We start from the raw sequence: 13,498 nt of genomic DNA, 5'->3' as shown, positions 1-13,498 counted from the left end.
AACTATTGGCGGTACCTCGCTCGGTTCAAGGTTCGTATAGAAATAAGTATACGAATAATGTCATTCAGACATAAGTCGAACTAATTCATTTGCATGACCATTATACATCTTGAACTGATTATTGATTTGATCTTCCTCAATTTCTATTTTAGAACTTCTAAAATTCTCCTCATAGGTCACAGATGATATCTTATCAAGATTATAGGACTGGTGTACATCATTGAAGACGCCTTTTTTAAAATGTACCAATCTTTGATCAGATAAGATCAATTTGGGACAATAGTAATCTCTTTTCCACCCATAGTTCCGACGTAGATATGCCTCCCAAAGATGGTAGCCGACTATGTGATCTTCAGACGAACTAAGCGGAATAGGATGGCTGTATCTATAACGGTCTTCATAGCGCATAAATGTGAGATAGTGTGACTATATAGAACTTTGGGATCTCTGCATGGGCTGTGTTTAGTTAAGCGTGAAAAGTGAGGCGGCACGATTTTATGCTGGTCTATGGCAAAAATCGACCGCCTCAATGGTTGTAGCGACTGGATTGATTTGAGTTTTGTGGAGAGAGAACGGACACCGCGCCGGCTGATGGAGCTTGGTATTCGACTCCACCTTGCTGGATTATCGCTTTCGAATACCGTTCGGGAACTCGAGAAGTCCGGTGTCGAGCGTTCGCGAAAGGCTGTTCACGATTGGGTGCAGAAAGCCGATCTACAGCCAACAACTGATGCGAATCCGAATCACGTTGCGCTCGACGAAACCGTGATTCGAATCGATGATCACCAGTATTGGCTGTATGCTGCAGTCGATCCTGAAACGAACAGAATTCTTCATATACGGCTATTTTCAACGACTACGACCGCATTGACTGAACGCTTTCTGCGAGAACTAATCGAGAAACACGATGTCGAAAACGCTGTGTTTCTCGTCGATGGCGCACAGCATCTCCAGACAGCACTCCGCCGACACAGACTCCGATTTCGATACGAAAAACAGGGAAATCGGAACGCTGTCGAACGTATCTTTCGAGAGATAAAACGACGCACCTCTTCATTCTCAAACTGTTTCAGTCATGCTAAACCATCAACCGCAGAATCGTGGCTCCAAGCCTTCGCTGTCTGGCAGAATGCTACAAACTAAACACGACCCCAAGAAGTATGGAAGGAGATAACTATTCAGAGAGAAGGCGGACTGTTTTCGGAGTCAGAGACGGTTTACGAGACGCGAACGCGGACACCACCAACAGAGGGTTATCGTTCGACGCTCACTGATGTCGCTCCTCCGGGGACATACGAAGGGCTCTGTTGAAATCCTCTTCTCTAGAGACTTGTTCATGTGAATCCATTGTACACTACACGTGCTTATTGAATGTCTGCTAGAGATAACGATAGATACCGAATCCCTGGTCGGTACTTATTGCCCGTGCTCTGCGTTGCGCTCGCTCCACTCAAATTCGCTAATATCTGTGTTCCAGTCTTCGACGTCGCCGCTCTCAACGTCTTTAACGTCAATCAGATTATTGTCTATCTTGACGTCTGCCCGGTCACCGAACTGAACACTGTTGAAATCTTCTCTGGGTGTTGGTGCGTTTCGGCAACCGTATTCGCCGTCGCCGATATCGTCGCCACACACGCCAATTACATAACGAACGTCGTTAAACTCGCTTTCCAACATTTCTTGCATCTCCTTAGAAACGGTAACATCTGTAGGGGAAGAGACCATCTGATCGTATTCCGTTGCCACTTGTCCGGTTACCTCGCCTTCGTCGTCGGAGTGAAGTTGGAGTATTTGATCCGAATAGGTGCGGTTCTCGTGTTTCCATCTGACAGAGATTCCCTTGACTTGCAGGAGTTCGGCTAAGAGGGTGTCCGAATCCGAAAGACAGCCAGATAGCACGCTACCAAACAGCATACTCCCGGAGGCTCCGATTACCGTTCGTCTGGAGGCCATTATTCGATATGTCTAATAGGACTATTTACAACTTCGGGAAGATGAAAAGGATCTGGAACTGCTAGTAGGCAGTTGATCGGGTTGCTTTCTCTCCTGAAAGATAGATGCCTCTTCTGTACTGATCGTTAGAGCGCACGGTCGAGGTTGTGGACGATACACGCGAGGATCTGTTCACGAAACTGTTTCCACCAGCATCGTGACCGGACGAACGAATCGTATTTTCGCTTGAGCCGAGAATTCACCGTTTCGCTCTGGCTCCGCTGGCCGTAAAGTTCAGTATCCAGCCGAGCGTTCCACGCTTTCTGCAGTGACGAGAACTCACGATGTTTGATTAGCGGACGAATCCCGTTCTGGCGGGCCATCGCCCGAATCTGCTGATCGTCATATCCCTTATCGCCAAGAAGAACATCAATTTTAGCTGTGTTGCGGTTGATAAGTGACGGTGCGATCTGTGTATCGTGCTTACGGGTCGTTGTAATGTGGAGATCGACTATAGCATTCGTTCTCGTATCGACTAAGAGCGTGACTTTCAGCTGCTGAATCGTCAGCTTTGCCCGTTTCGTATAATGTTTTGAGGCATGAGTTCGGTCGAATTCCGACGCGTCGATCCCCGCAACACCATTTGTCGGGAGCAGTGAAACAGAGAGATTGAGCAGCACCCGCCAGACAGCCATATCGAGCCTATCGAACGCTTTGCACAGCGTTGACGGGGCAGGCAGTTCTGTGAGATTGATGGCACTCCGAATACGGGGCATCTCGATGAGTTCGTCAAGGAGTGTTCGATACGTTGTGTCCTTCCGAACTTTAAGACAGAGGAGAACGATGTGCTGATGGAGCGTATAGCGTTTTTTCGAGAACTTCGAGGAGTATCGAGCCACGGCACGTTGCGCTAACTGAAATGCTTCCTCAACAAATCGGAGCAACCGAGACTTTGGGAGGGGTCTCCATCTACTCAAACTACCGGCTGAATCTGTAACTCACTAAGGATTTCAACAGAGCCATTGTAGTATATACCCAATACCACTCGACCTTGGTTTTGACAGTATTTTCTCAATAGCAGCCTGTAACGGCGTTGCCATCGGCTGGTCTAAGATACTATTGTCCTATAAAGTTGTTTCAGATTCCTTGATGAGACCGTTCAACATCTGCCACGTAGTACTCGTTGAGCAAATCTACGAACTGCATGCCAAACCAATTCTACGACCTACTCGCTTCCCAAACCGCACTAACTCGACAATGCCTTACAGTTGGAGTTATCAGATTAGTGGTAAAGTTCATCTAAAATGTACCAATAGTCTGAACTGGTTCAAGGTGATGATCAAATCAGGATCTCCTAGTCTGCTTCTAGACTGGACTGAATCGGTAGCCGTCCCAGTCCTGGCTCTCCTTCTCGCGGATACCGGCGCCTGGGTCGCGTAGCTCTTTGCAGAAAACAGGTGTTACCTGATCCCCGGTCTCGACGGGGTCAGTAGTCTGACCAAGTGCGCGCACGTTTGTCTCGCCGAGGTTGAATTCAACAATGGCGAGGTGATTAGGTTCGCGGACGCCAGGCGGTGTCGCCGTGCTCGTCGTCCATGTGACAACAGTGCCAACCTCGTCGGTCAGATCAACGATCTCAGTCTGTTCTTCGCCGCACTTTGGACAGACAGTGTGTCTGGGATACGTGACGTGTCCATTGGGACAAGAGTGTGCTTCGAAGTTCATGACGTGGCCTCCAAAATTGTGGTTGTGACGCAGTTATCAAATCCTCCGACATTACATGCAAGACCAGTATCAGCCTCGACTTGTCGCGAGTCTGCACTTTGGGTGAGTTGCTGGTGGAGTTCGTATACCTGCGCGACACCGCTCGCGCCCAGCGGGTGCCCCTTCGATTTAAGGCCCCCTGAGGTGTTTACGGGGAGGTCACCATCTCGTGCAGTCGTGCCCTCAACGGCTGCACGCCACCCCTCACCCTTCTCGAAGAACCCAAGATCCTCCAACTGAAGGACTTCGAGGATTGTAAACATATCATGGAGTTCGGCGATATCCACGTCTTCGGGGTCGATATCGGCCATTTCGTAGGCCTGGCGGGAAGAGTCGACAACGCCGCTCATGACGGTGGGGTCAACGCGTTCGTGGACGACATGAGTGTCCGTCGCACCGCCGATACCCGAAATCACTGTGTAGTCATCGGTATACTCGGCAGCCTTCTCTTCAGGACAGAAGAGGAGGGCCGCACTCCCGTCCGTGATTGGACAGAAGTCGTAGAGGCGTAGCGGGTCGGCAATGATTGGGGATTCGAGGATCGTCTCCTGGTCAACCTCTTTTTGGAATTGGGCGTGGGGATTATCTATGCCGTTCGCATGGTTTTTGGCAGCGACGGCGCCAAGTGCCTTTCGAGGCGCATCGTACGATTCAAGGTAAAGGCGGGAGACGAGCCCGGCGAAACTCGGGAGAGTGACGCCGTGCTTATACTCAACAGGGTGCGTCAGGGAAGCGATGATGTCCGTCGCCTCGGCTGTCGAGCGATGTGTCATCTTCTCGCCGCCGACGAGCATCGTTAACTCGCTTGCGCCGGACGCCACAGACTGCCACGCGGCGTAGATACCTGCACCGCCTGACGAGCTTGTCTGGTCGATACGTTGGGTATAGGCACCGAGCGCTCCTATATCATGGGCGAGGGCATTCGGAACGCCGGTCTGGCCCTCGAACTCGCCGCTTGCCATGTTCGAGACGTAGAGGTGATCTAACTCGCTCGCGTCGACGTCTACATTGGTGAGACAGGACTCGCCGGCCTCTGTGAGTAACTCGCAAATCCAGTCGTCACGCTGTCCGAACTGGGTCATCGATGCACTAATTATTGCTACTCGGCCCATATCTTCTCCTCACAGCGATAGAACTTCAGGGTTCGGTTTGAAGCTGTTTAATTCTACGCCCCTCTGTCCCGACTAGGGTTGAATCTGCGCGTGATCAAGCACCTGTAAATTCCCGTGTGACACCGTCGACGGAGTGCCACCTTGGAGACGAGTAACGCCTTTGGGCAGCGACCGACAGTGAGTTATTCCTCGAGCCGAAAGCGTATACGAAGCATGACTCGTCTACTCGAGAGTCCTTGGAGCACGACGAAACGCGACGTTCATTCGGCCATCGGTGACGCGCTCGTCGTGGAGGAGACCGCCGCGCTCGCGACGGTTGTCAACGTTGAGGGATCCGGATATCGCCGCCCTGGAGCGAAGATGGTTGTAGCGGACGATGGTGAACTGCAGGGGTCAGTAACTGCCGGCTGTCTCGAAGGATCGGTGACTGATCTGGCACAAGACGTCATCGCCGACGGGAAGACACGCACCGAAACATACGATCTGACAGACGACGATACGGACGCTTGGGGGCTCGGACTTGGTTGTAACGGTGTTATCGATGTCCTGATCGAACCGATCGACGAGAGCTTCAGCCCCGTCGTTGAGGGACTCAACAGCCGACGATCGCAGACGGTACTCACGGCCATCGAATCGTCGAACCCGGCTGTTCGTGTCGGCGATCGAACGGTTGTCGCCGATGAAACGTTCATGACGGCCGGCCGGTCAGGACTGCCTGATTCCGCTGTGACCAACGCTTTGGAACGGACCAAACCCCTTCCGGACGACGGCGCTGTTTGCGTGATTGTTGAGATGGACGACGGTGAGGTTCGGGTGTTCGTCGATCGAATCGATCCAAGTCCCGAACTGTTGCTGTTCGGGGATCAGGAAGACATCAACCCCGTCGCTTCCCTGGCCCGACAGGCCGGATTTCGAGTTCGTGTCGCAACGGCACGAGGCGCCCGTGCAGAGCCAGATCGTTTCCCCGCGGCCGACGAGGTCATCTCGACACACCCAACAGAACTCTCTGACCTAGTAACGGTTCCCGAGCAAACTTACGCAGTACTTATGTCTCATAATCTGATCGACGATCAGTTAGCGCTGGACGCACTTCTCGATACCGACATTCCGTACGTAGGTCTGATGGGACCGCGAAAGCGGTTTCAGGAGTTGCGCGAAGGAGTTGGCATCAAGGGTCGGGACGCGGATCGTATTGCGACCCCAGTCGGACTGGATCTTGGCGGCGATGAACCGACGGCAATCGGCTTTAGCATCGTCTCCGAACTGCTTGCAGTCCACAACAACCGCAGCGGTGGGCAACTGTCCGACCGCGAAGGACCGATTCACACGCGACTTGATTCTGAACAAGCGTCGTAGCGTCGTTTAACGACCAGATACCGATTCAGACATTAACGATTTCATATACCTCCACATCAAGGTCGTCAATCTCGAGTTCCCGGCGAAGTACTTTCCCGACATTGCTCTTAACGATCTCGTCGACAAATACGTACTTTCGTGGACGCTTGAAATCTGCGAGATCATCGCTCTCTCGGCAGAATGTGTCCAATCGATCGGCGAGACTCGAGAGATCGACGCTCTTAGGGCCGTCCGGAAGCGTGACGAACGCAGTAACGATCTGGTTCCAGCGCTCGTCGTCGATACCGACGACCGCGACTTCGTCGATTGCTTTGTGTCCGTCGAGAACGTTCTCAACCTCGACGGGGTAGATGTTCTCACCGCCGCTGATAATCATATCGTCAACTCGTCCCACGACGAAGATATCGCCGTCGTCGTCTCGGTAACCTAGGTCCCCGGTGAAATACCAGCCGTCTTCGAAGGACTGCTCGGTCGCTTCCGGTCGATTGAGGTAGCCGTCGAACGCCTCAGGCGATGTCGCGTCGACGACTATTTCACCGAGCTCGCCTTGCTCGACTGTATCGTTTGGCGGAACCGTTCCGTCGCGGCTGGAGTTGACGACCCGAATTCGCGTATTAATACCGGCACGGCCTGCAGAACCGGGCTTTGAATCAATCCACGAACAGATACTGTGTGTATATACCTCGGTACTGCCGTAGTGGTTGACGAAGATTTCGGGATCGAATGTTTCCCTGACCTCCTCCTGGATCGGGGCGGTCATTGACGTCCCCGCATAACCTAGGCACGTGACGCTCGAGACGTCAGCGCCGTCAATCGCCGATGACTTGACGAGGTCGTGATAGACGGTCGGTACGAGATAGAGACTAGTTATCTCCTCGGATTCAATGAGTTCGACAGTCTGGTCTGGCGAGAACGCCCTCTGTGCAACCCAAGTGCCGCTGACGATCGCCGCGGAGACGAGCGTCCGAATCCCCATTGTATGATAGATGGGCATCAACCCGAGCGTCGTCTCGTCGTCAACCCACTGCGACTGGATGACATGAGCCTTCGCAGCGGTGTATGTATTCGTATGACTCCGCGGAACACCCTTCGGACGACCGGTCGTGCCGCTCGTATGAAGAATGAGACTTGTATCGTCAGGGTCGACCGTTGCCGGTTCGACCGACTCCGCATCGGCTGGAAGGAAGTCCTCGAACGACTCAGCATATGACGGAACGTTGTCGTCAACGTAAACGAGTTCATCCGTTGATGAGAACGCTTCGTGTGCGCCGTCGACCGCCTCTCGAGCGATCGATGAGTAGACCAACAGGTCCGGTTCCGTGTTATTGACTAGGAACTGGAGTTCGTCGGCCGCGACTCGGATGTTGTACGGGACAAACGCGGCGCCACATTTCTGTACTGCCCAGTAGACAGTACCGACCTGCACACGGGGCTGCATCACGACGCCCACTCTATTGCCCGGTCCAATCCCCATCTTCTTGAGTGCCGATGCGAGCCTATCGACCCGGTTTTCCCACGCTTTGTAACTGTATTCGATGCCCTCGTCTTGATCGACGATGGCTGTCCGATTCGGATACCGATCAACAGTCCGTTGAAAGACTCTACCCATGTTCATGATTGACTCTCACACTACGCTATCGTTCGATTGTACAACAACCATTAAAAACATTGTGCTCCCGTGGAGGGGTTGTTACAGACGTACGCCAGTAACACAATGCCGATCAGAAATTGCGTGGCGGATCAATCAGCACTTCCACCAGTCGCAGACTCGTTGAGTAACGTCCAGATCCGTTCGGGTTTCAGCGGGAGCGATGTTATCTCGATGCCAGCCGGTTCGAGTGCATCGTCGACTGCGTTGGCGATGACTGCCGGTGCGCCTTCGGTCCCAGCCTCACCAGTGCCTTTCGATCCCAACGGCGTTTTTGGCGACGGAGTCTCGAGGTGATCCATCGTCACGTCGGGTGCTTCTTTCGCAGTCGGAACCGCATAATCCATGAATGTATCTGCCTGGAGCGTTCCACTTGAGTCGTACTCCAGTTCCTCGTAGAGCGCGCCCGCGAACCCATGGAAGATGCCGCCTTCAACTTGGCCGTCAACGATCTGTGGATTGACAATCGTCCCGCAGTCGTGGACGGCTACGTAATCGAGAACGTCGATTTCGCCGGTCGTTGCGTCAACCTCGACGGCAATCAACTGGACGCCGTAACCGTACGTTCCCGAGGAGTTGATCCGATCGTTCTTGTCGATTGGCGTCGAGTCCTCCATGCTAAACGTATACTGGGTCCGTAGCCCCGGCTGGATATCGTCGGGTAGCACAGCGGGGTTCCAGTGTGCGGTCCCGGCGATCTGCCGGATAGATATCGACTCCTCGTTAGGACCGTACGCGCGGCCGTCCGCGAGTTCAATCTCGTCAGCGGGAGCGTCAAGGATCTCCCCAGCGATCCGTTGCATCTGGCTGGAGATCTGCTCACCAGCCTTCTTGACGGCGCTGTGACCGACGCTCGCGAAACGCGAGGAGTAGCTCCCCGATGAGACACTCCAGGCCTTCTCGTTAGTGTCCATTCCCGAGATGACGTTGATCGCCTCGGGTTTGACACCCAGTTCGTCGGCGGCAATCTGGCTAGCTGTCGTTTCGTGGCCCTGTCCGCTCGGCGCGGAGTCGAGTTCGACGACAATACTAGCGTCCGGCTGGACCATCATCGTAACCGAACTGACCGCACCGGACTTGGGGTAGCCCTTTTCGCGTTCCTCTGGTGGTATCGCCACCGAGACGTATCCCATGTTCGAGGCCGAGGGATCGATGATGGCCGAACAGCCGATCCCCACGTACCTCCCCTCTTCGCGGGCCTGTTCGCGCCGCTCGAGGTACGATTCGTAGTCGAACAGTTCCTTGGCACGTTCGAGGGCGTCGGCGTACCGACCACTGTCGTATTCGCCGCCGGTCGGTGTCTCGTAGGGAAACTCGTCGGCATCGATGAAGTTGCGCTTCCGGAACTCGGTCGGATCCATATCGACGACATCGGCCATTTGGTCGACAAGCCGCTCCAGTCCGAAATAGTACTGGTGACAGCCGTACCCGCGGTTGAGACCGGCCGGACACTTGTTTGTCTCGACAGCGTAGAACTCCCCGCCGAACGCGTTGAAGTCGTAGGTGTTAACGTAGTTCGCGAGCGGTCGGAACGTATTCCCGGGCTCCGGCGCACGGACATACGCTCCGAAGTTGTCGTACAGTTCGACCCACACGCCCAGGATCTGACCGTCGTCGGAGACGGCGCCACGCATTCGCTGCGTGCGATCGGTGTGACAGGCGCTCGCCTGTAGATGTTCACGCCGGCTCTCGATCCACTTCACCGGGACGCCAGCCTCCTCCGATGCGACGACGATCGCCGCAATGTAGGGGTAGATGTGCGCCTTTACACCGAAACTCCCTCCGTTGTCCGAGGGAACCTTGAACTGAAGGTCATTCTGGGACATCCCGAGTGCACCCGCGACGACCGGGTGCATCGTGAATGGACCTTGGAAGTTCGACCAGACCGTCGCAGCGTCAGCGGAGTGATCGTAATCCGCGATGACGCCGTAGGTCTCCATCGGGGCACTGGTGTATCGTGGGAACTCGAACTCCGATTCAACGACGTGATCCGCCTTCTCGAATGCCTCGTCAATCGGGCCGTACTCGAGCGTTCGCTCGTTGGCAAGGTTCCCGCCTTCATGTAGCTGAGGCGCTTCATCCTTGAGGGCCTCAAGTTCGTCCGTGACGGGATCGAGGCGGTTGTACTTGACGTCGATACTTTCGAGTGCATCCTTCGCGGCGTACTTGCTCGTCGCCACGACGGCCGCGACGGGTTCACCGTCGTACCGGACCTTGTTAACTGCCAGCGGGTAGTACTCCGGCGGGTTCTGAACGCCGACGGCGAACGGATCCATCCGTTCGACCAGATCCGCACCCGTCAGAACGCATACGACATCGTCGCGTTGTTCGGTCGCCGAGGTGTCGATCGATTCGATCTCTCCGTGAGCCAGCGGTGATCGAAGGAATGCGAGGTGGTGAAGGTTGCTGACGGGATCGAAGTCATCCATATATTTTCCTTCGCCCCTGACAAGCCGGTCGTCTTCCCGGCGGCCGAAGGCGTCGCCAACCATTCCGGCGTTGTCGGTGTCAGACGCTTCTTCTTGATCGACCATCTCGCTCATGGTTGATCACCTCTCACGGACTCGTCGTCAACACATGTACAGCCGCAGCCACAGCCCGTTTCGGGACCGCCGTCCGGCATCGCCGTAGGCTCTCCTTCTTGCAGCACCTTCGACGCCCATTCGACGCTGTCGACGATCGAATTATATCCCGTACAGCGACAGATGTTCCCAGAGATGGCCGACTTGATATCCTCTCTGGTCGGGTTCTCGTTCTCCTGGAGGAGCGCATACGAAGTCATTAGGAAGCCCGGCGTGCAGAAGCCACACTGGAGACCGTGGTTCTGCTTGAATCCCATCTGCAGCGGATGCAGCGTCGTTCCATCTCGCGTCTCGAGGTCGACGCCCTCAGACTCAGCCACGTCGGCAAGCCCTTCGACAGTCGTTATCTCGTCACCGTCGACCTGTGCGGCGTAGAGCATACAGGACTTCTTGGGGGTCCCCTCGTGGAGGACCGTACATGCGCCACACTTTCCGACGACACAGCCCTGATGCGTGCCGGTCAGGCCCAATTCTTCGCGAAGGAAGTGGACCAGTAGCGTCCGGTCTTCCGTTTCTTTCGTGTACTCTTCGCCGTTAACAGTCACGCTGACCGTCGTCGATTCGGTGTTAGTGTTAGTTTCTGTCATAGGTTCTCTGTTGCGCGTTCGTAGGCTGTCTGAAGCGCTCGTTCGGCGAACTCTCCGGCCATAGCTTCCTTGTACTCTCCCTCTGGCCCCTCCTCATCGGGGAGGACTGCCTCGCGGACGGCAGCCGCGGCCTCGTTGAGCGCGTTCTCGTCAAGTTCGGTCCCTTCGACGGCCGCTTCCGCCTCCGTTGCCCGGGTCAGCGGGCCGACCGCTCCGACGCTGAGTTTCGCGTCGGCCACCATCCCGTCGGCGTCAATGGCGACAATCGCGGCGATACCAACGAGTGCGTAGTCCCCGGACCGTTCTGCGTGCTTTTTGTAGGTGCTTCCGACTGCAGCAGCATCAGGTACGGCGGTTTCGATCTTTGGGATCCGTGCACCGATCACGAGTTCTGTCTCAGCCATGTCGACGGTGAACATTCCGATATAAAACTCGTCGAAGGGGACCATACGTTCCCCCTCTGGACCAGCGAGCTCGATGTCAGGGTTGAGAACCTGCATAACTGGCAAATAATCCCCGGAGGGGTCTGCTTCGGCTATCGTTCCGCCGAACGTTCCCTGATTACGGACTGGCCAGTCGGCAATCTGGCTGATGCACTCGCTGAACAAGTGCACGTGGTCCCTGATCGGCGGTGCCTGCTGGATCTCCGTGTGCGTTGCCAGTGCTCCAACACGAACTGCGTCGTCCTCCGCTTCGACGTACTGAAGTTCGTCGATATTCCCGATGTCGATCAGGTGGTCCGGAGATGCAAACCGGGTCTTTTGGAGGGGAACAAGGCTCTGTCCCCCAGCGATCAGTTCCGCGTCGTCGTACTCCTTGAGCGCTGTGATAGCGTCGTCGATACTCTGAACAGGTACGTGTTCGAACTTGCTTGGATACATATCTCTGTAACTCTCGTTTGCGGGCTACACGTCGATTTCGCCGTGTACATCGATGTTTAGATCTCGCTTCTGTAACTCCTTCCGTAATATCTTTCCGACGTTGCTCTTTGTAAATTCGTCGATGAAGCAGTATCGTCGTGGCCGCTTGAAGTCCGCCAGCTCCTCGCTCTCGCGACAGTGGTCGTCGAGAGTGGTTGCAGCGGTTTCGAAGTCGGTGCCAGACGGATCCGCCGCTAGCGTCACGAACGCAGCGACAGTCTGGTTCCATCGCTCACTCGGTCTCCCTACGACCGCCGCTTCGGTGACAAGGTCATGTCGCTCGAGGACTGACTCGACCTCAACGGGATAGATGTTCTCACCACCGCTGATAATCATGTCGTCGACGCGTCCAACGAAGTAGAGGTCGCCGTCTTCGTCCCGATAGCCGAGATCGCCCGTGAAAAACCAGCCATCGGTTAGTGACCGATCGTCGGTCGTCTCGGAAAGATACCCATCGAATGCCTCGGGCGACGACGTGTCGACGATTATTTCTCCCAGATCGTTCCGATCGACGGTATCATTCGGATCCAGTTGGCCAAAGTCGCTTGGTTCAACGACGCGCACGGCAGTGTTGATTCCGGCACGGCCGACGCAGTTGGGTTTTTCACTGACCCAACTGCAGACTGCGTGTGTGTACACTTCGGTGCTGCCGTAGTGATTAACGAACGTCTGGGGGTTGAACTGTGATTCAATCTCGCGAACGATGGACGGATTCATGTTCGACCCAGCATAGGCGACGTGCTGAACGGACGAGAGATCGGCCTGGTTAGCGGCATCCGAACGCAGGAGGTCGTGGTATACCGTCGGGACGAGATAGAGGCTCGTAATTTCCTCCGACTCAATGAGATCGACCGTGTCGGTGGCCGAGAACTCCCGCTGGGCAACCCACTTTCCGCCCAGAACAAGGATCGACGCGAGCGCGTGAATGCCCATAGTATGCGACAGTGACATAAGCCCGAGCGTCGACTCGCCCTGCGACCACGAGTTCTGGAGCGCGTGGGCTGTGGCCGCTGCATACGTGTTTCGGTGAGTTCGCGGAACTCCCTTTGGTTTGCCGCTCGTCCCGCCAGTATGGAGGATGACGCTCGTCTTGTCGGGGTCGACAAACGTCGGCTCGAATGAGTCCGGACCACTGGCCTCGAGAAATGCTTCGTACCGCTCCGAACTTTCTGAATCAGCATCGATCGACACAAGCGACGGATTAGTGTTCCATTCACCGTCGGCGACAGCGTCGGCCACTTCGCTCGAGAAAAAGAGAATGTCGGGCGTCGAATTCTCGACGAGGTGTGTCAACTCTTCCGCCGAAACCCGGAAGTTGTACGGAACAAAAACGGCACCGAGCAACTGCGTCGCACAGTACAGTGTTACTAACTCGACTCGGTTCCGCATGGCCGTGGCAACGCGGTCTCCTTCGCCGATTCCGCGGGATTTGAGAACCGCTGCGACCGCAATGCTCCGGTCGTATAGCGTTTGATACGTGTACTGAACGTCAGCGATCGGATCGACGATCCCGACGGTATCCGGCGTCCGATCCACCGCCCGATTGAGAACCAGTCCCATATTCATCGGCAGTCGTAAAATGGTGGAGTCGTAGTAA

12 protein-coding genes are annotated in these 13,498 nt (G+C 55.2%); 2 read left to right on the top strand and 10 right to left on the bottom strand.

Annotated features, from left to right (window positions below):
* Positions 1-60 precede the first annotated feature (60 nt).
* A complete protein-coding gene (locus FEJ81_RS24440; protein WP_175416500.1) occupies positions 61-408 on the bottom strand; it encodes a PH domain-containing protein in 348 nt (115 codons plus the stop codon).
* A gap of 99 nt (positions 409-507) precedes the next feature.
* On the opposite strand from FEJ81_RS24440, the gene FEJ81_RS19780 reads away from it, so the two are divergent.
* Positions 508-1,143: an IS6 family transposase gene (locus tag FEJ81_RS19780; protein ID WP_138246984.1), complete on the top strand. Its 636-nt coding sequence runs from the start codon at positions 508-510 to the stop codon at positions 1,141-1,143.
* Positions 1,144-1,416: 273 nt separating this feature from the next.
* Here FEJ81_RS19780 and FEJ81_RS19775 read toward each other — a convergent pair whose 3' ends face one another.
* The 4 genes from FEJ81_RS19775 to FEJ81_RS19760 form a co-directional block, all read right to left on the bottom strand.
* Positions 1,417-1,953 (bottom strand): hypothetical protein, encoded by a 537-nt coding sequence (locus FEJ81_RS19775; protein ID WP_138246983.1) that lies wholly within the window; start codon positions 1,951-1,953, stop codon positions 1,417-1,419.
* 125 nt (positions 1,954-2,078) lie between these two features.
* Complete coding sequence (locus tag FEJ81_RS19770) at positions 2,079-2,909, bottom strand: IS5 family transposase (RefSeq protein ID WP_138246982.1); 831 nt, start codon at positions 2,907-2,909, stop codon at positions 2,079-2,081.
* Between the two features lie 388 nt (positions 2,910-3,297).
* A complete protein-coding gene (locus FEJ81_RS19765; RefSeq protein ID WP_138246981.1) occupies positions 3,298-3,657 on the bottom strand; it encodes a Zn-ribbon domain-containing OB-fold protein in 360 nt (119 codons plus the stop codon).
* Positions 3,654-4,808 (bottom strand): thiolase family protein, encoded by a 1,155-nt coding sequence (locus tag FEJ81_RS19760; protein WP_138246980.1) that lies wholly within the window; start codon positions 4,806-4,808, stop codon positions 3,654-3,656. The genes FEJ81_RS19765 and FEJ81_RS19760 overlap by 4 nt, the downstream gene beginning before the upstream one ends.
* Before the next feature lie 288 nt (positions 4,809-5,096).
* Between FEJ81_RS19760 and FEJ81_RS19755 the strand changes: the two genes are divergently transcribed.
* Positions 5,097-6,164: an XdhC family protein gene (locus FEJ81_RS19755; RefSeq protein WP_229504803.1), complete on the top strand. Its 1,068-nt coding sequence runs from the start codon at positions 5,097-5,099 to the stop codon at positions 6,162-6,164.
* Between the two features lie 25 nt (positions 6,165-6,189).
* Here the strand turns inward: FEJ81_RS19755 and FEJ81_RS19750 are convergent, their stop codons facing one another.
* The 5 genes from FEJ81_RS19750 to FEJ81_RS19730 form a co-directional block, all read right to left on the bottom strand.
* Positions 6,190-7,779 carry an AMP-binding protein gene (locus FEJ81_RS19750; protein WP_138246978.1) on the bottom strand — a complete coding sequence of 530 codons (1,590 nt, stop codon included), beginning with the start codon at positions 7,777-7,779 and terminating at the stop codon, positions 6,190-6,192.
* A gap of 125 nt (positions 7,780-7,904) precedes the next feature.
* Complete coding sequence (locus FEJ81_RS19745; protein WP_138246977.1) at positions 7,905-10,355, bottom strand: xanthine dehydrogenase family protein molybdopterin-binding subunit; 2,451 nt, start codon at positions 10,353-10,355, stop codon at positions 7,905-7,907.
* Positions 10,352-10,981 carry a (2Fe-2S)-binding protein gene (locus FEJ81_RS19740; protein WP_138246976.1) on the bottom strand — a complete coding sequence of 210 codons (630 nt, stop codon included), beginning with the start codon at positions 10,979-10,981 and terminating at the stop codon, positions 10,352-10,354. The genes FEJ81_RS19745 and FEJ81_RS19740 overlap by 4 nt, the downstream gene beginning before the upstream one ends.
* Complete coding sequence (locus FEJ81_RS19735; protein WP_138246975.1) at positions 10,978-11,862, bottom strand: FAD binding domain-containing protein; 885 nt, start codon at positions 11,860-11,862, stop codon at positions 10,978-10,980. Before FEJ81_RS19735 ends, FEJ81_RS19740 begins: the two co-directional genes overlap by 4 nt.
* A gap of 24 nt (positions 11,863-11,886) precedes the next feature.
* The gene (locus FEJ81_RS19730) at positions 11,887-13,461 is read right to left on the bottom strand and encodes a class I adenylate-forming enzyme family protein (RefSeq protein WP_175416499.1); all 1,575 of its coding nucleotides are present in this window, start codon (positions 13,459-13,461) and stop codon (positions 11,887-11,889) included.
* Positions 13,462-13,498: the final 37 nt, after the last annotated feature.

Origin of the sequence: Natrinema versiforme (genome assembly GCF_005576615.1) — an archaeon.
GTDB lineage: Archaea > Halobacteriota > Halobacteria > Halobacteriales > Natrialbaceae > Natrinema > Natrinema versiforme_A.
This window is presented reverse-complemented; position numbering and strand designations above follow the sequence as displayed.